The organism is Actinoplanes sp. NPDC049599, assembly GCF_044465625.1.
Taxonomy (GTDB): domain Bacteria; phylum Actinomycetota; class Actinomycetes; order Mycobacteriales; family Micromonosporaceae; genus Actinoplanes.
The window spans coordinates 1-17,855 of the sequence record NZ_JBITLX010000039.1; the positions used below are offsets into that span (position 1 = coordinate 1).

13 protein-coding genes are annotated in these 17,855 nt (G+C 73.1%); 2 read left to right on the forward strand and 11 right to left on the reverse strand.

Annotation, left to right across the window (positions count from 1 at the left end):
• Positions 1–91: 91 nt before the first annotated feature.
• From ACIBQZ_RS39360 to ftsY, 7 genes are all read right to left on the reverse strand, one after another.
• The gene (locus ACIBQZ_RS39360; RefSeq protein ID WP_396094046.1) at positions 92–1,129 is read right to left on the reverse strand and encodes a class I SAM-dependent methyltransferase; all 1,038 of its coding nucleotides are present in this window, start codon (positions 1,127–1,129) and stop codon (positions 92–94) included.
• Positions 1,130–1,208: 79 nt separating this feature from the next.
• Positions 1,209–3,713, reverse strand: coding sequence for a glycosyltransferase (locus ACIBQZ_RS39365; RefSeq protein ID WP_396094048.1), 2,505 nt, complete (start codon positions 3,711–3,713; stop codon positions 1,209–1,211).
• A gap of 77 nt (positions 3,714–3,790) precedes the next feature.
• Entirely contained in the window at positions 3,791–6,016 is a 2,226-nt protein-coding gene (locus ACIBQZ_RS39370) for a [protein-PII] uridylyltransferase (RefSeq protein ID WP_396094102.1), read from the reverse strand.
• 49 nt (positions 6,017–6,065) lie between these two features.
• A complete protein-coding gene (locus tag ACIBQZ_RS39375) occupies positions 6,066–6,404 on the reverse strand; it encodes a P-II family nitrogen regulator (RefSeq protein ID WP_396094104.1) in 339 nt (112 codons plus the stop codon).
• Between the two features lie 33 nt (positions 6,405–6,437).
• Complete coding sequence (locus tag ACIBQZ_RS39380; RefSeq protein ID WP_396094049.1) at positions 6,438–7,754, reverse strand: ammonium transporter; 1,317 nt, start codon at positions 7,752–7,754, stop codon at positions 6,438–6,440.
• A gap of 272 nt (positions 7,755–8,026) precedes the next feature.
• Positions 8,027–8,824, reverse strand: coding sequence for a phosphotransferase (locus tag ACIBQZ_RS39385; protein WP_396094050.1), 798 nt, complete (start codon positions 8,822–8,824; stop codon positions 8,027–8,029).
• 45 nt (positions 8,825–8,869) lie between these two features.
• Positions 8,870–10,021 (reverse strand): signal recognition particle-docking protein FtsY, encoded by a 1,152-nt coding sequence (ftsY, locus tag ACIBQZ_RS39390; RefSeq protein WP_396094051.1) that lies wholly within the window; start codon positions 10,019–10,021, stop codon positions 8,870–8,872.
• Between the two features lie 152 nt (positions 10,022–10,173).
• Between ftsY and ACIBQZ_RS39395 the strand changes: the two genes are divergently transcribed.
• Both ACIBQZ_RS39395 and ACIBQZ_RS39400 read left to right on the forward strand, forming a co-directional pair.
• The gene (locus tag ACIBQZ_RS39395; protein ID WP_396094053.1) at positions 10,174–11,865 is read left to right on the forward strand and encodes an alkaline phosphatase D family protein; all 1,692 of its coding nucleotides are present in this window, start codon (positions 10,174–10,176) and stop codon (positions 11,863–11,865) included.
• 77 nt (positions 11,866–11,942) lie between these two features.
• Positions 11,943–12,419, forward strand: a complete 477-nt coding sequence (locus tag ACIBQZ_RS39400) for a DinB family protein (RefSeq protein WP_396094105.1) — start codon at positions 11,943–11,945, stop codon at positions 12,417–12,419.
• A 15-nt stretch (positions 12,420–12,434) separates the two neighbouring features.
• On the opposite strand, the gene ACIBQZ_RS39405 is transcribed toward ACIBQZ_RS39400, so the two are convergent.
• The 4 genes from ACIBQZ_RS39405 to ACIBQZ_RS39420 all read right to left on the reverse strand — a co-directional run bounded on the left by ACIBQZ_RS39405 (position 12,435) and on the right by ACIBQZ_RS39420 (position 17,839).
• Positions 12,435–13,118 (reverse strand): hypothetical protein, encoded by a 684-nt coding sequence (locus ACIBQZ_RS39405; RefSeq protein ID WP_396094054.1) that lies wholly within the window; start codon positions 13,116–13,118, stop codon positions 12,435–12,437.
• Between the two features lie 66 nt (positions 13,119–13,184).
• Entirely contained in the window at positions 13,185–13,802 is a 618-nt protein-coding gene (locus ACIBQZ_RS39410) for an HAD family hydrolase (protein WP_396094055.1), read from the reverse strand.
• A 6-nt stretch (positions 13,803–13,808) separates the two neighbouring features.
• Positions 13,809–17,390 (reverse strand): chromosome segregation protein SMC, encoded by a 3,582-nt coding sequence (gene smc / locus ACIBQZ_RS39415; RefSeq protein ID WP_396094056.1) that lies wholly within the window; start codon positions 17,388–17,390, stop codon positions 13,809–13,811.
• 254 nt (positions 17,391–17,644) lie between these two features.
• A complete protein-coding gene (locus tag ACIBQZ_RS39420) occupies positions 17,645–17,839 on the reverse strand; it encodes a hypothetical protein (protein ID WP_125804837.1) in 195 nt (64 codons plus the stop codon).
• Positions 17,840–17,855 lie beyond the last annotated feature (16 nt).

Here is a 17,855-nt window from a genome sequence, read left to right on the forward strand (position 1 = left end):
GAAGAACACCACCGCCAAGCCCTACCGATGGACCTACGACGGCACCCCACTCAAAGCCGCATGACCCACGACGAACTAACGCGGCGCAGCACTAGACCTTGACCGGCGCTCCGGTACGCGAGTACGCCAGCACCGCGTGCCGCCCGAGCAGCACCCGCTCCTCGGTGAGCCCCGGCACCTCCTCGGTCCACCGCCGTACGGCGTCCCGCTCGTCCTGCCGGTTCGCGTCGTCCAACACCACGGTGGCCGTGCCGGCGAGCCGCTCGGCGAGCACGGACAGGGCCGGGTAGCGCGCGTCCGGGCCGGTGGCCGCGGGCGGGCCGTCGACCAGCAGGAAGTCGATGCCGGTCAGGTCGGCCAGCTGGTCGGCGTCGTACCACTGGTAGGTCTTGCCGTTGGCGGTGAGCTCGCGCAGCGGGGCGTCGCGCACCTCGGCGACGGCGTTGAGGCCGTGCGCGGCCAGCATCGTGCGGGTCTGCCGGGCGTAGTCGGCGTCGTGGTCGAGCGAGACGAGCTTGCCGCCGTACTGCTCGAGCGCGTACGCCAGCCACACCGACGAGGTGCCGCTGCCCAGCTCCACCACGAGCCGGGGCTGCCGCAGCCGCACCAGGTGCAGCAGGTCGAGCAGGTCGGTCGGGTTCAGCGCGAAGTCGCCGGAGGGCGGCATCGGCGCGCGCGGGGTGAACTGCTGGAAGAGCTGGACCAGCGCCTCGATCTCCCGGCTCTGCGCACGCAGCAGCAGGTCCGTGCCGTGCCCGCTCTGCCGCAGCCCGCGGGTGATGGTCCGGGTCAGGTCCTGGTGCCGGTCGCCGGCGGTGAGCCGTTCCTTCTCCACCGTCGCGACGACCCGCCGCTGCATCTGCTCCACCACCGTGCGGATGTCCCGGTGCGCCTGCTGGTTCGCCCGGTACACCCCGCCGATCCAGCGGGACAGGTGCAGGATCCCGAGCAGCACGGCCAGCAGCAGCCCGGCCACGAGCGAGAGCGCGAGACCCGGCCGGCCCGCCGCCGCCGACCACCAGACGCCGGCACAGAGCGCCAGGATCGCCATGAGGACCACGGCCTGGGGGCGGGTCAGGCTGCGCAGGCGCACCGCCAGCCGACCGCCGAACTGGACCAGGCTGCTCATCCAAGGACCTCCAGAGTCATGCGCGCCGGGTCCGGCGCGGGTCAACCACGATCCCCTAACGCCCGCGGCGACACCGTCGTTACGGTCGGGCGATCAACGCGCCGCGCTGGGCCGGGGCGACCGGGTGCGGCGCGGTGACGATGCCGGCGATCCGGTCGACGAACAGCTGCGGGTGGTGCGCCTTGACCACCACCGCGCGGGCCCGGCGGCTCTGCTCGGCGTAGCGCTCGCGGTCGGCGTGGTACTGCTTGATCAGCGCCGCGGCCTCACCCGGTCCACAGTAGAGAGCGGCGTCGCCGAAGACGGCGGCGTGCCGTTCGGGCATCAGCACGACGCAGCCCAGCGCGGCCGCCTCCAGCGCGGGCCGGGAGAACGTCTCGATCCGGTCCGGGCACGGGAAGTGCAGGTAGAAGTCGAGCTGGTGGACGAAGGTCCGCAGGTCCAGGTCGGCGGCCTCGTAGACCAGCCGGGACCGGGGACCGCCCGGGTGATATCCGGTACGCGGCCAGTCCGGCAGCCGCAGCCGCACGTCCCCGGCGCCGATCTCGTCGTAGACGGTCAGCGCCGCCCGCACGTCCCCCGGCCAGACCGCCTCGTCGCTGAGGTCGGTGCCGATCACGGCCGGCCGCCCGGTGGCCCCGCCACGCGGCGCCGCCCACCGTTCCCCGTCCACGACGGCCGGCAGGTCGTACGGCGTCAGCTCCACGGTCTCGCCCCGCAGCACGGCACGCACCTGCGGGTCCTGCGGGCACCACAGCGGCTCGGTGCCGAACATCCGCAGCGCCGCCCGGGAGCAGTCGGCGGCCACGTACCGGCGGTCCACGTCCCCCTGCCGCCCCGGCGCCTCGTCGGCGACGATCAGCACCTGGCGCCCGCGCAGCAGGCACTCGTCGCCGGGCGGGAACTGCAGCACCGCCGCGTGCCGCACGATGATCAGCTCGGCCCGGTTCTCCTCGCCCGGCAGCACCTGGTCCACCCGGCCGTCGTTGACCAGCTGCTGCAGCGGCCCGCAGAGCGGCCAGCGGCGCTTGGCCGGCGGGCGCAGCGACTCGAGCTGCATCACCGCGACCCGCAGCCCGCGCGCGATCAGGGCGCGGATCTCCTGCAGCGCCGACTGCTGCGGGCCCTGCAGGAAGCGCCAGTCGGCGACCACCACGACGTCGTACTCGGGCCGTCCGGGGGCCTCGCCGCGGGCCAGCCGCAGGTGGTCGGGGGCGGCGAAGGGCCGGCGGCTGCCGTCGCGCGGGCGCAGCGGATCGGCGGCCCGCGCGGCGATCCGCGAGTGCCAGCGCTGGTACGCCGACATGTACGCGGTCCGCGCCGGGTGCATCCAGTACGGCCGGATCTCGGACCGCGACAGCGAGCCCTGCGTCAGCCGGATCAGCGCCAGCGGCCGGGAGCCGTCGAGGTGCCGCACCGCCCGCTCGCCGAAGACCGCCCGCATCCGTCCGATGTACTCGGAGTCGGCGGCCTTGCGGACCGGGTCGAAGTAGCCCAGCCGGCCCATCACCTGGGTGCGCCGGAACAGCAGCGAGGACGGGTTGAACCGGCTGCGCCGCACCCCGGGCCGGGTCACCAGCAGCTCCTCGGAGACACCGAGGCCGTCGGAGGTGGTGGCGACCAGGCCGCGGTCCGCCAGCAACGGCCGGACCTGGAGTTCCAGCCGGCGCGGATGGGACCAGTCGTCGGAGTCCTGGAACGCCACGAACTCACCCTCGGCGGCGTCCAGCCCGGCGTTGCGTGCCTCGTACGTGCCCCGGTTGACCGGCTGCTTGACCAGCCGGATCCGCCCGCCCAGCGCCATCGCCCGGGCCAGCACGGCGTCGTACTCCGGCGGCGAGGCGTCGTCCACGATGATCACTTCGGTGTTGCGCCAGGACTGGTCCAGGATCGACCGCACCGCCGTGATCAGGCCCTCGTCGGGGCGGAACGCGGTGACGACAACCGAGACGCGCTGCGGCTCGTCAACACCCGCGACGGCCGTGGCGACGGTCAGCCGGTCGAACGGCCGCACCCCGGCCTTGTGCTCCAGCGCCAGCGGCGGCTCGGGCAGCAGCTTGCGGAACGCGGTCAGCCAGCCGATCATTTGGCCGTCGCCGGCGAACGGGTTGGCGAGGTCCAGCTCCAGGTCGGCGCGCACACTGTCACCGACCTGCCGGTACGCCGCCAGCAGCAGCCGGGCCTGCGCCGCCCCCTGCCAGGCCAGCGCGAGCTGGACGTGCAGGCCCTGGTGGGCGGCGGGCAGCGCGCCGGCACCGAGCGCGACGCGGATCAGCTCGTACAGGGCCAGCGCGTCGGTCCGGTCCTCCGGCAGCATCTCCTGCTGCGCGAGCGTCTGCGCCAGCCCGGCGAGCACGGCCGGCTTCACCTCCCGGCGGCGGCTGCGGAGCCAGCGTGCGTCCCCGGCCCGCGCGGCGGCGAGCAGGTCGGCGTACGACGCAAGAGACTCACCCAGCCCGGAACGGGCCAGCAGCAGCCGCGCGTCCAGCGACCGGATCCGGATCGCGGTCGGCGGCACGGCCAGCCGGACGTGGTAACGGGCGACGCGCAGGTAGTCGTCGAGCAGACCGGGTGTCTCCCCCATGCGGCAACAGACCTCATTCGCGTACGCCCTGGATGTCGCTAGGCGCAACGGCAGCAACCCGATCGAGGTGACGGCCTTCAGACCGCGGCGAGGATCGCCGCCTCCACGCGGTCCCGTTCGGAGGCGTCGGCCCAGGCTCCGACCAGGTAGAACGCGTCCACCACGTCGCTGCCCAGGGTGGAGATGCGGGCGGCGCGCACCACCGCGCCGGCCTCGTCCAGCGCCGTCGCCACCCGGAAGAGCAGGCCCGCGGAGTCGGCCGCGCGCAGCTCCAGCACCACCGCGTCGGTGGCCGCCGCGCGGTGCCAGACCACCCGGGGCGCCGCGCCGCCGCGGGCGGACATCGCCCGGGCCCGCAGCCGCTGGGTCACCGAGACGTCGCCGGCCGCCACCCGGCGCAGGTCGGCGGCGAGCGCCACCGGGTCCGCCGGGGAGCCGTACCGCGGCTGGGTGCGGAACTCGACGATGGCCCGGCCGTCGACCGCGGAGGCGTCCGCCCCGATCACGTCGAGGCGGTGCATGGCCAGGCACGCGGCCACCGAGGAGAGCAGGCCCCGGCGGTCGGCCGCGGCCACCGCGACCACGTCACCGTCCAGGTGTACGGCGGGCAGGTCGCCGTCGAGCAGCTCCGGGTCGGGCTCGGGCGGCTCGGGCAGCGCGCCGGTGTCCAGGGCGGTGTGCACCCGGCTGACCAACTCGGCGATCAGCCGGCCCTTCCAGTCCGACCAGGCGGCCGGCCCGGTGGCGTGCGAGTCGGCCCGGGCCAGCGCGTGCAGCAGGTCCAGGGTGCCGGTGTCGCCGACCGCCTCGGCGACCGTGGTGATGGTGACCGGGTCGCTGAGGTCCCGGCGGGTGGCCACGTCGGGCAGCAGCAGGTGCAGCCGGACCAGCTTCTCCACGGTGGCGACGTCCGCGGGCGGGAAGCCGATCCGGACGGCGATCTCGGCGGCGATCGGGGCGCCGACGATGCTGTGGTCGCCGGGCAGGCCTTTGCCGATGTCGTGCAGGAAGGCGCCGATCAGCAGCAGGTCGGGGCGGTCCACCTCGCGGGTGTAGGCGCTGGCCTCGTACGCCGCCTGGACCAGGTGCCGGTCCAGGGTGAAGCGGTGGATCGGGTGGTGCTGCGGGAGGCTGCGGACCCGGGCCCACTCGGGGAGCCAGGCGTCGATCAGGCCGTACCGGTCGCAGGCCTCCCAGGTGGGCAGCAGGCCCTGGCCGGAGCCGAGCAGCGAGATCAGCGCGGCGCGGGCCGCGGGCGGCCACGGGGTGGGCAGCGGCGGGCAGAAGGCAGCCAGCCACTCGCAGGTGGCGCGGGCGATCGGCAGCCGCACGGTCGCGGCCGCGGCGGCGATCCGCAGCGACAGGCTGGGGTCCGGGACCGGGCCGATCGCGGTGCGGGCCAGCACCAGCTCGCCGTCCTGCTCGACCACGTCGCGGGCGACCGGGCGGCGGGCCGGCACCCCGGCCGGGGTGCCCCGGCGGCGGCCGCTGCGCAGCCGGTCGGCCGCGCGCCAGGCGTCGTCCAGGGCGTGCGCGATGGTCCGGGCGTCGCCGGCCACCCGGCGCAGCAGGGCGTCGCCGTCGTCGACCTCGACCAGCTCGGCGACCGCGGCCCGTTCCTGGGCGACCAGCCGGTCCACCCGGCGGCCGACGGCGAGGTGCAGGGCATCCCGGGTGTCGAGCAGCCGCAGGTTGGCGGCGCGGACCGCGGGGCGCATGGTGTCGGCGACACCGGCCCGGCCGATGCCGCGCAGGATGGTCAGGTCACGCAGGCCGCCGGCGGCCTCCTTGAGGTCGCCCTCCAGCAGGAAGGCCAGCTCGCCGTGGGTGGCCCAGCGGGTGCTGGTGAGCTCCTTGAGCTGCGGCAGCAGGCGTACTGCGGTGCGCCGCCACTGGTCGGAGGTGGCGGCGATCAGCTCGGCGGACAACGCGGCGTCACCGGCGATGTGCCGGGCGTCCAGCAGGCCGAGCGAGACCTTGACGTCGTCGTGGGCGACGGAGAGCGCCTCGGGCAGGGTGCGGACGGAGTGGTCCAGGCCGAGCCGGGCGTCCCAGATGGGATACCAGAGGGCGGCGGCGATCCGGTCGATGCCGGCCGTCCCGTTGTGCAGCAGCACCAGGTCCAGGTCGCTGTACGGCGCGCAGTCGCGCCGGCCCAGGCCGCCGACCGCGACCAGGCTGACGCCGGGCAGGTGGTTGGGGAACATCGAGGCCAGCCACGCGTCCAGCGCTGCCGCCCGGTCGGACCGGGCGGCAGCGCCGAGGTGGTCGCGCAGGGTGGCCGGCGAGCCGCCGGACGGCACCTGGGGTGCCGCCGACGGCTCACTGACCACGTAATTCACTTGTCGGCGATCAGAGCGCGTCGAGGCCGCGCTCGCCGGTGCGGACCCGGACGACGTCCTCGACGGGCGTCACCCAGACCTTGCCGTCACCGATCTTGCCGGTCCGGGCCGAGGTGATCACGGCGTCGACGACCTTCTCGACGTCGATCTCGTCGGTCAGCACCTCAACCTTGATCTTGGGCAGGAACTCCACCGTGTATTCGGCACCCCGGTAGACCTCGGTGTGCCCCTTCTGCCGTCCGTACCCCTGTACCTCGCTCACGGTCAGGCCCGCCACGCCGAGCGCGTGCAGAGCCTCCTTCACCGCGTCGAGCTGGTACGGCTTGATGACCGCGGTCACCAGCTTCATGCTCAGTCCCTCCATCGCAGCCATCAGCGGAAATTAACCGGCAACCTTTTCACTGACGGAAGGCTTTCCGTCAGTGTTACCCGCCGGCGAGATCCCGGCCATGGCGAAGGCGCTACCAGAGCCCGTGGAGGGCGAGTTGTCGTACGCGCTCTCGGCGTGCTCGGCGACGTCGATACCGGTGATCTCCGCCTCCTCGCTGACGCGCAGGCCCTTGACGGCCTTGATCACGAAGGCGATGAGTGCCGCGATCACCAGCGAGTAGACGGTGACCGCCGCGCTGGCGACGAACTGCCGGCCGAGCTGGCCCAGGCCGCCGCCGTAGAACAGGCCCTCGGTGGCGCCCAGACCCGGGTCGCCGTTGATGGCCGAGTTGACCTGCGCGGTGGCGAAGAAGCCGATCGACAGCGAGCCGATCCAGCCACCGACGAAGTGCACACCGACCACGTCGAGCGAGTCGTCGTAGCCCAGCTTGTACTTCAGGCTCACGGCCAGGGCGCAGACCGCACCGGCGATGAGACCGACCACGACCGCGGGCAGCGGCGCGATGAAACCACAGGCCGGGGTGATGGCGACCAGGCCGGCCACCGCGCCGGACGAGGCGCCGACCAGCGTGGGCTTGCCGTCGCGGAGCCACTCCACGATGATCCAGCCGAGCACCGCGGCGCCCGTGGCCACCTGGGTGTTGACGAACGCGAAGACGGTGGTGCCGTCCACGGTCAGCTCGGAGCCGGCGTTGAAGCCGAACCAGCCGAACCACAGCAGGCCGGCGCCCAGGGCGACGAACGGCACGTTGTGCGGCTTGAAGGTCTCCCGGGGCCAACCGGCGCGCTTGCCGAGGACCAGGATCAGGCCGAGCGCGGCGGCACCGGCGTTGATGTGCACCGCCGTGCCACCGGCGAAGTCGAGCGCGTGCAGCTTGCCGCCGATCCAGCCACCGCCCCACACCCAGTGCGCGACCGGGACGTAGACCAGGGTGAACCAGGCGAACGCGAAGAGGATCCAGCCGCCGAACTTCATCCGGTCGGAGACGGCGCCGCTGATCAGGGCGACGGTGATGATGGCGAACATCATCTGGAAGACCATGATCGCGTACGTGGGGATGCCCGTGCCGGCGCCGAGGAAGAGCCACTCCTCGGTGATGGTCGCGGTGCCGGTACCGAAGTACTGGCTGAAGCTGCCGATCACGTTGTTGAGGCCGGAGCTGTCGTTGGTGCCGAACGCCAGGGTGAAGCCGTAGATGACCCACAACACTGAGATGAGCCCCATACAGGAGAAGCTCATCATCATCATGTTCAGTACGCCCTTGGACCGGTTGAGGCCACCGTAGAACAGCGCCAGGCCCGGAGTCATAAGCAGAACGAGCGCAGACGACAGGAGCAACCAGGCTGTATTGCCGGTGTTGATCTCCACGCTGCCTCCTCTCGGATAAAGGTGTCCTCCCACACGGCCACGGGGCAGCGTCGCCTGTTGGCCGGTTCGGGCGGAAGCCTTCCGCTCCGCTGTTTCGCGCACGGTCTACGCGCGATTTCCGACACGTGACGGGTTGTTTCGTACGTGTGAAGAAACTCTCACAGTGCCTGGGACGAAGTCCCGTGAACTGGGGCAACAAGACCACAAACGTGTTACCGGAGCGCGTACTCCAGGGTGTGCCGCTCGTAATCGAGCAGCCGGAGATCACGCATCGGGCGGCGCAGGTGGCCCTTGTGCACGATGCGGACGAACGCCGGGTCGCCGGCCGCCGCCATCCGCCGGATGCCCTCGACGTGGTCCACGATCCGCTTGCGGATGGTCCGGACCAGCCGGTGCCGGTCCCGCGGGATCAGCCCGTACGCGTCCGCGAACAGCCGCAGCCGGCGCGGCCGGTTGGGCCGCTTCCAGCCCAGCGTGTAGGAGTCCCGGTCGCTGAACAACGGCACCCAGGTCCAGGCCGCGTATGCGACGTCGTAGATCCGCGCGCCGGGCGAGGCCAGGTCGAAGTCGATCAGCGCCAGCGTGCCGTCGGGGCGCCAGACCACGTTGTGCGGGGCGGCGTCGTGGTGGCAGATCACCTCGGTGTCCGGCGGCGGCGGGCCGAACGAGCGCCAGACCGCGCCGGGCGGGGGCTGGAAGCCGTACTGCGCGTCGTGGAACATGCGCAGCATCGTGGCGACCGTGACCAGCGCTTCCTCGGTCGTCCAGTGCGGGGCCAGCGGATACTCGCCGCACTCGCCGTCGAGGTACGACAGCACTTCACGGCCGCGGTCGTCCATGCCCAGGGCGTGCGGCGACCCGGTGAAGCCCACCCGCTGCAGATGGTTGAGCAACGAGTGCACTGCCGGGGTCCACGGGCCGGCGTTACGACGGACAGTGTCACCGAGCTTCGAGACCGTGCTGACGTTGCCGCCGTGGAGGGGGATCTCGCGCTCCTGCGTCACCCACAACCTCCCCTGACAGTGCCCCGCGGTACCGGCTTACCGCCTCCGAGACTACGCGTCGGTGCCAAGCAGGGCCTCGACGAAGGCGGCGGGCTCGAACGGCGCCAGGTCGTCCGGGCCCTCGCCCAGACCGACCAGTTTCACCGGGATACCCAGCTTGTTCTGGACCGCGATGACGATGCCGCCCTTGGCGGTGCCGTCCAGCTTGGTGAGCACCACGCCGGTGACGTCCACCACGTCGGTGAACACCCGGGCCTGCTCCAGGCCGTTCTGCCCGGTGGTGGCGTCCAGGATGAGCAGCGTCTCGTCGACCGGGCCGTGCTTCTCCACCACCCGCTTGACCTTGCCCAGCTCGTCCATCAGACCGACCTTGTTCTGCAGCCGGCCGGCGGTGTCGATCAGCACGGTGTCGATCCCGGTGTCGATGCCCCGCTTGACCGCATCGAACGCCACGCTGGCCGGGTCGCCGCCCTCGGGGCCGCGGACCGTCTCGGCACCGACCCGCTCACCCCAGGTGGCGAGCTGCTCGGCGGCCGCGGCCCGGAAGGTGTCGGCCGCGCCGAGCACCACGGTGCGGCCGTCGGCGATCAGCACCCGGGCGATCTTTCCGCAGGTGGTGGTCTTGCCGGCGCCGTTGACGCCGACCACCAGCAGCACCGCGGGCCGGCCGTCGTGCGGCGCGGTGCGCAGGCTGCGGTCCAGCTCCGGCTCGAGCGCGGCGGTGAGCTCCGCGGCCAGCTGCTCGCGCACCTCGGCCACGGTCCGGGTGCCCAGCACCCGGACCCGCTCCCGCAGCCGCGCGACCAGGGCCTGGGTGGCCTCCACGCCGACGTCGGCGGAGATCAGGCTGTCCTCGATCTCCTCCCACGCGTCCTCGTCGAGGTGGTCGCGGGAGAGCACGCTGAGCAGGCCCTTGCCGAGCAGGTTCTGCGAGCGGCTGAGCCGGGCCCGCAGCCGCACCAGGCGACCCGCGGTCGGCTCCGGCTTCTCCAGCACCGGCGCCTGCACCAGCGGCGGCAGCTCGTCGGGCAGCGGCGGGAGGACCGGCTCCTCGGCCTCGGCCGGGGGGCGCTCGAGCGTCGTGGTGGCAGACCCACCGGTCGGCGGCGGCAGCTCGCGCCTGCGGCGCCGGGGCACCACCAGACCGATGGCCCCGACCACCAGCACCGCCAGCAGGATGAGGGAGGCGACCACGTATTCCATTCCGAAATCCTGACAGATGTGCCGCAGGGGCGTCGCGGCACCCGCCCCTGTCCCCCGGCCACGCCGGGTGACCTTGCCGTATCTCTGCGCACGCTGGCGAAAATCCTGGTCGCTGGGGAGGATGGCAGCATGTCGCGCCACCCGGTGATCCGTTGACCGCCCACCTGCTGATCGGTCCCGTGCTCCGCCGCGTCGTGGGCGACCGGGCCACGATCTGGGTGGAGACCACCGCGCCGGCCCGGGTGCGGGTCGAGGTCGCCGGCGGCGGCGCCGGCACCGCGCAGACCTTCTCCGGGTACGGCCACCACTACGCCATCGTGATCGTGTCCGGCCTGGTGCCGGGCTCCGCGAACGAGTATCAGGTGTGGCTCGACGACCGGCAGGTGTGGCCGCAGCCGGAATCGCCGTACCCGCCGAGCGTGATCGCCACCCGCGCGGCCGCGGACGCCGGCCAGCCGGTCAGCATGATCTTCGGCTCCTGCCGCGAGGCCACCCCGGAGGCCACCGGGCGCAAGCTGCCGCCGGACGCGCTGGACGCGTTCTCCCGTCGGTTGATGACCGATCCCCGCTCACCGGAGCTGCGCCCCGACCTCATCGTGCTGCTGGGCGACCAGGTGTACGCGGACAAGACCTCGGCCAAGGTCCGCCGCTTCCTGCGCCGGCGCCGCCCGGCCGGGCACGACGGCCCGGCCGACGAGGTGGTCTCGTTCGACGAGTACACCAAGCTCTACCTGGAGTCGTGGCGCGACCCCGAGGTGCGCTGGCTGCTGGCCACCGTGCCGACCGTGATGATCTTCGACGACCACGAGATCATCGACGACTGGAACACCTCGGCGTCCTGGCGCCGGGACATGTCGTCGCAGCCGTGGTGGTCCGAGCGGATCGCCAGCGGCCTGGCCTCCTACTGGGTCTACCAGCACCTGGGCAACATGAGCCCGGACGAGCTGGCCGCCGACCCGCTGCTGGCCAAGATCACCTCGGTCGAGGACGCGACGTCACTGCTGCACGACTTCGGGCTGTCGGTGGACAAGCCGACCTCGGCGGAGAACACGGACCGGCCCTACCAGTGGAGTTTCGCCCTCGACGTGGGCCGCACCCGGCTGGTCATGCTCGACAACCGGTGCAACCGGGTGCTCACCCCGGGCCGCCGGGAGATGCTGCCCGCGGCCGAGTGGGGCTGGTTCGTCGACCAGGCGCACGGCGACTACGACCATCTGGTGGTCGGCTCGTCCCTGCCGTGGCTGATGCCACCCGCGATCCACCACCTCGAGGCCTGGAACGAGCGCCTCGCCGACTCGGCCGGCCCCCGGCGCGCGGCGGTCGCGGAACGGATCCGCCGGGCGTTCGACCTGGAACACTGGGCGGCGTTCTCCCGCTCCTTCGCCGCGCTCACCGAGCTGTTCCGGCGCCTGGGCGAGGGCGGCCCGGAGGCGCCGGGCCACCGGGTGGGCGCCGGCGGGGCGTACGCGGCACCGGCATCGATCAGCGTGCTCTCCGGCGATGTGCACCACTCGTATGTGGCCCGGGCCGACCTGGGCCCGGCCGTGGCGACGCCGGTGCACCAGCTGACCTGCTCACCGATCCACAACCAGGTGCCGGTGGTGATGCGGCCGCTGATGCGCTTCAGCTGGTCGCGGCTGGCGGCGAAGGCCGTCCGCGCGGTGGCCCGGACCAGCGGGGTGCGGCGGCCGGCGGTGCGCTGGAAGCGGCTGGCGGGGCCGTACTTCGGCAACGCGGTGAGCACGCTGCGGCACTCGGGGACGCAGGCGGACGTCCGCGTCGAGGGCACCACCAAGGACGGCGAGCTGATCACCGTCGCCGACGTCCACCTGCGCGACGCCTGAAAAATGTCGTAGGGGTGCGCCAGGATGTCTGCGTGACTTCCTGGATCGCCCCAGCGGCGCAACGTGTGGTGGAACCCATGATCGGCGCCGAGCGCGCCATGCTCGAGGGCTGGCTCGACCTGCACCGGCAGACCCTGCTGGTCAAGTGCGCCGGCCTGACCGCCGAGCAGCTCAAGCTCCGCTCGGTCGAGCCGTCGACGCTGTCCCTGCTGGGCCTGCTGCGCCACATGACCGAGGTGGAGCGCGGCTGGTTCCGCGTGCAAGCGGCCGGCGGGCAGCTGCCGGCCCTCTACTGCTCCGAGACCAACGTGGACGGCGACTTCGACGACGTGGCGGAGGCGGACGCGCAGGCCGACCACGCCGCCTTCCTCGCGGAGATCGAGGCGGCCCGCGCGGCGGTGGCCGGGGTCTCGCTGGAGCACGAGTTCGCCACCGAGCGCCGCCCGGCGGTGAGCGTCCGCTGGGTCTACCTGCACATGATCGAGGAGTATGCCCGCCACAACGGCCACGCCGACCTGCTCCGCGAGCGGATCGACGGCCAGACCGGCGAGTGACCGGTGCGCCGGCGGTCAGCCCGCCTTGGGCAGGCGGGCGGCGCCCTGGTCCAGCAGGGTGAAGGTGGTCTCGAGCCGGGAGTCGCCCAGCTCCTCGGCGACCAGCCCGATCCCGTCCAGCGGGTGCCACTGCAGGAAGGCGTCCCGGTTGCGCACCGAGTAGACCGGCTGGCCGTCGCCGTCCTGGCCGGTCGCCTCGAAGGTGAAGAGCTGGGTCGGCTCGGCGGTGTCGCACGCCGCGGTCACGACGGTGAGCGGCTCCGCGCCGTTGCTGCTGACCTGCAGGCAGAAGGGCTTGCCCCCGCCGCGCAGCGCGCCGGTCTTGATGAGCCGTTCCTTCGCGCCGCGGCTCTTCGGCACCGGCACGAAGAGCGCCCCGTCGGCGTAATCGTCGGTCACCTGGATCCGGCCGGCGGCGGTGACCGCCAGCACGGAGTCGGGCAGCTCGTTGTCGTTGAGCCGGGGCAGGAAGAAGACCTGGCGCTTGCCGTCCAGCGCGCCGGCCGGCGCGGGTGCACCGCCGATGCCGGAGGTGGCGCCGGCCACCGCCGAGGGGTCCGCGGACGGACCGCCGGGGGCAGCCGAGGCCGGCGGCGGCGCGGTGGGTGCGGCCGGCCCGGGCTCCGGGGAGCCGGCATCCGCGGCACACCCCGGCAGGGCGAGCACGAGCACAGCCGCCCCGAGCAGCGTCTTTCGCATCGACATCCTCTCAGCCGCGGCCAGCCTACGTCGCGGACCCGAAACCGACATGTCGACCGCCGCCGGTCAAGCGGGGAGCGCCAGCGCCTTGCGCAGATAAGGGATGTCCTGCGGCCCGCTCCACCGCAACGACGGCAGCTTCGCCACCCGCGCGCCCCGCACCGCACGGTCGTCGTCGTCGACGAAGAGCACCCACGGCGGTTCCTCGTCCAGCGCCGCGCAGGCCCGCTCGAAGAACTCCGGCGCCGGCTTGTGCACCTTCAGCTCGTAGGAGCTGACCACCGCGTCGAACTCCGCGGTCAGACCGAGCCGGTCCAGGTCGCCGCGGAGCAGGTCGGTCGCGTTGGTGGCCAGGCCCACCGGCCGGCCCGCCGCCCGCACGTCCCGGACGAAGGCCAGCACCTCCGGGTCGACCGTGCCGCGGTGCTGCTGCCACTCGATGACCGCCCGCTTCGCGTCCTCCTCCGGCAGCGGCAGGCGGGTCGCCACCAGGTGCATCCACTCGGCGTCGGTGATCTCGCCGGCCACCGCCGGGCGCAGCAGGTCCCAGGACATCGCCGTGCTCAGCAGGGTGCCCGGCGCCAGCCCGTACGACTCCTCCACCGCCGCCGGCACCGTGGGGTCCCAGCGGCGCAGGACGCCGTCCAGGTCGATGAGCATGGCCCGGGCGGGTTGGCGGAGCATGAGGGTCTAGTCCTCCGGTTCTCGGTTCAGCCGCTGGCTGATGACCTGGGTGACGCCGGCACGCATGGTGACGCCGTAGAGGGCGTCGGCGACCTCCATCGTGCGCTTCTGGTGCGTGATGATCAGCAGCTGGCTCTTCTCCCGCAGCTGCTGGAAGAGCGTAATCAACCGCCCCAGGTTGACGTCGTCGAGGGCCGCCTCGACCTCGTCCATGATGTAGAAGGGGCTGGGCCGGGCCCGGAAGATCGCCACGAGCATGGCGACCGAGGTCAGCGAGCGCTCGCCGCCGGAGAGCAGCGACAGCCGCTTGATCTTCTTGCCCGGCGGGCGGGCCTCGACCTCGACGCCGGTGGTCAGCATGTCCTCGGGGTCGGTCAGCACCAGCCGGCCCTCGCCGCCCGGGAAGAGCACCTGGAACACACCCTGGAACTCGCGCGCGGTGTCCTCGAAGGCCGAGGTGAAGACCTCCAGGATCCGGTCGTCGACGTCCTTGACCACGGTGAGCAGGTCCTTGCGGGTGGCCTTGAGGTCCTCCAGCTGGTCGGAGAGAAACTTGAAGCGCTCCTCCAGCGCGGCGAACTCCTCCAGGGCCAGCGGGTTGACCTTGCCGAGCAGCGCCAGGTCGCGTTCCGCCTTGTTGGCGCGCTTCTCCTGGGTCGGCCGGTGGAACGGCACCGGCTCGGGCAGCTGCTTGCCGTCCTTCTCCGCCTGCGCCGTCTCCGCCTGGGTGGGCGGCACGAGCTGGTCGGGGCCGTACTCGGCGACCAGGGTGTCGACGTCGAGGGAGAAGTCCTCGGCCGCCTTCGCCTCCAACTGCTCGATCCGCAGCCGCTGCTCGGCGCGGGCCACCTCGTCTCGGTGCACCTCGTTGGTGAGCCGCTCCAGCTCGGCGACCAGGCGCTTGGCGGTGGCGCGTACCTCCTGCAGCTCGGCCTCGCGGGCGGTCCGGGCGCGGGCCAGCGCGTCGCGGGCCTCGACGGCCGTGGCCAGCGAGACCGCGACCCGGGACATCGCGGCGGCGGCGCCCAGGGCGACCGCCTTGGCGATCTCCGCGCCGCGGGCCCGGGCGGCCCGGCGGGCGGCCGCGCGCTCGCGGGCCTGGCGTTCCTGGGTGGCCTGGCGCAGCAGCGAATCGGCCCGGCCGGCGATCGAGGAGACCCGCTCCTCGGCGGTGCGGACGGCCAGCCGCACCTCCATCTCGTTCTGCCGGGCCTGCGGGACCAGGGCGGAGAGGGTGTCGCGTTCCTCGGTGGACGGCTCCTCGTCGATCGGGGTGGCCTCGGCCAGCCGCAGCCGCTCCTCCAGCTCGGTCAGCCCGGCGAGGTCCCGGTCGCGGTTGGCCTCGGCCTTCTGCCGGGAGGCGCCGAGGCGCTCCGACTCGGCCTTGGCGGACCGGGCGGCGGCGCCGAGCTCGGCCAGCCGGCGGGCGGCGGCGTTGCGTTCGCCCTCGGCGGCCCGCTTGGCGGCGGCCGCGACGGTCACCGCCTCCTTGAGCTCGGCGACCTCGGCGCGGGCGTCGGCGAGCCGGCCCTTGAGCACCTGGATCAGCTCTTCGGCGGTCTCCCGGTTGGCCCGGGCCTCGTCGACCGCGGCCTGCACCTCGATGTAGCTGGTGGCCTTGCCGGAACCGCCGGCCGCGGCGTGTGCGCCGAGCACGTCGCCGTCGGGGGTGACCGCGCGCAGCTCGGCGTTCTGCGCGACCAGGCGGGTCGCGGCGGCGAGGTCGGTGACCAGCACGACGTCACGCAACGCCCGGTTGAGCGCGGGGCGGATGGTGTCGGGGCAGTCGATGACGTCGGGCGCCCAGATCGCGCCCTCGGGCAGCGCCGGCCGCAGGGTGTCGAGCGGGCCCTGCATGCCCGGCGCGGCCGGGCCGGCGACCACGAGCGCGGCCCGCCCGGCGTCGGCGATCTTGAGGGTCCGCATGGCCTCGACGGCCTCGTCGATGCCGGTGAGGGCGACCGCGTCGGCGAGCACGCCGAGCGCCGCCGCGAGCGCGGCCTCGTGGCCGGGGCGCACGGTGAGCATCGAGGCGAGGCTGCCGAGCAGGCCGGGGATCTGGTCGGCCTTGCCGAGCAGCGCGCCGGCGCCGTCCTTGCGGCGCAGCCCGAGCGCGAGCGCCTCCTCGCGGGCCTTCCAGCTCGCGGCGTCCTTCTCGGCGGCGCGTTCGGCGTCGGAGAGCTCCCGGACGACGGCGGCGGCCCGATCGTGCGCGGCGACCGCCTCGGCGTGCCGTTCGTCGAGGTCGGCGTTGTCGCGATCGGCCTCGGTGGACTCCGCGGACACCGCGTCGACCTCGGCCTGGGCGGCCTCGGCCCGGGTGAGCGCGTCGTTGTGCGCGACGGCGAGCCGCTCGATCTCCTCGGCCGCGCTTCCGGTACGGGCCCGAGCCGCGTTCACGTTGCCGGTGAGCTTGGCCAGCCCCTCGCGCCGGTCCGCGATCGCCTTCGCGGCCGCCCGCAGGGCACCCTCCGCCTGGAGCAGTTGCCGTTCCAGCTCCTGGCGGTGCTCGACCGCCTCGGCCAGCCGCATCTGGTCGTCGGTGAGGGCCTCGCGCAGCTCCTCCTCCTGCTCGCGGACCCGCTCGGCCTCGGCCTCGAGCTGGTCCGGGTCGCGGCCGGTCCGCTCGTCGTCGGGCGCCGCGGCGAGGTGCCGCAGCCGCTCGCTGGCCAGCTGCTCGGTGGAGCGGAAGCGTTCCTGCAGGGCGGAGAGCTTGTACCAGGTGTCCTGGGCGGCGGCCAGCAGCGGTGCGTCCTCGGCGTGCGCGGCCTCGAGGTCGGCCAGCCAGCGCTGGATCTCGCGGTTCTCCTCCTCGACCTGCTGGCGCCGGTCCCGCATCGCCGACTCGTCGGCGATCTCCTTGTCCAGCGTGGTCCGCAGCGTGTGCAGGTCGTCGGCTAGCAGCCGCAGCCGGGCGTCGCGCAGGTCGGCCTGGATGCCGGCGGCGCGGCGGGCCACCTCGGCCTGCTTGCCCAGCGGCTTGAGCTGGCGGCGCAGCTCGGCGGTGAGGTCGGTGAGCCGGTTGAGGTTGGTCTGCATCGCGTCGAGCTTGCGGATCGCCTTCTCTTTGCGCTTGCGATGCTTGAGGACGCCGGCCGCCTCCTCGATGAAGGCGCGGCGGTCCTCGGGCTTGGCGTGCAGCATCGCGTCGAGCCGGCCCTGGCCGACGATGATGTGCATCTCCCGGCCGATGCCGGAGTCGCTGAGCAGTTCCTGGATGTCGAGCAGCCGGCAGGAGCTGCCGTTGATCTCGTACTCGCTCTCGCCGGAGCGGAACATCCGGCGGGTGATCGAGACCTCGGTGTAGTCGATCGGCAGGGCGCCGTCGCCGTTGTCGATCGTCAGCGTCACCTCGGCGCGGCCCAGCGGGGCCCGCCCGGCGGTGCCCGCGAAGATGACGTCCTCCATCTTCCCGCCGCGCAACGCCTTGGCGCCCTGCTCGCCGAGGACCCAGGCGATGGCGTCGACGACGTTGGACTTGCCGGAGCCGTTGGGGCCCACCACACAGGTGATGCCCGGCTCCAGCCGCAGCGTCGTAGCGGAGGCGAAGGACTTGAAGCCCTTCACCGTCAGGCTCTTGAGGTGCACGGATCTCCGGGGGTCGGCGGTGGTCTGCTGGTCAGCAGGTTACCCGCAGGTGAGCGCCATGTCCGCGTACGCCGCGCGTCCCGGATAATGCCGGTCTCGGGCCTCTCCGACTCGTTTGTCCGAATTGACGAGCCGTGCGGACGAAGAAGGAGCAAAAAGATGCGCGCCGCCACTGTGTGTGGAGGCGCGCTTTTGCGGGGTGCGTCACGTGATGCGAGGGGATGTGGACGCCGGGTCACGGCGCCCGGTGGAGCTCAGGTCAGCGCCGGCTCGGTCAGCCGCAGAAGATCGTCTGCCTCCGCGGCGGCAGCCGCGAGACGATCGTTCTCCGCCCGCAGGCGGGTGATCTCGAACTCCAGAGCCTGCACCCTGGAACGCAGTCGGGTGACCTCGTCGAGCAGGCGCCGGTCGGGCGCCGCACCTACGTGGCCGTAGAGGGCCTTCGCCATTTCGTCTCCTTGTAAA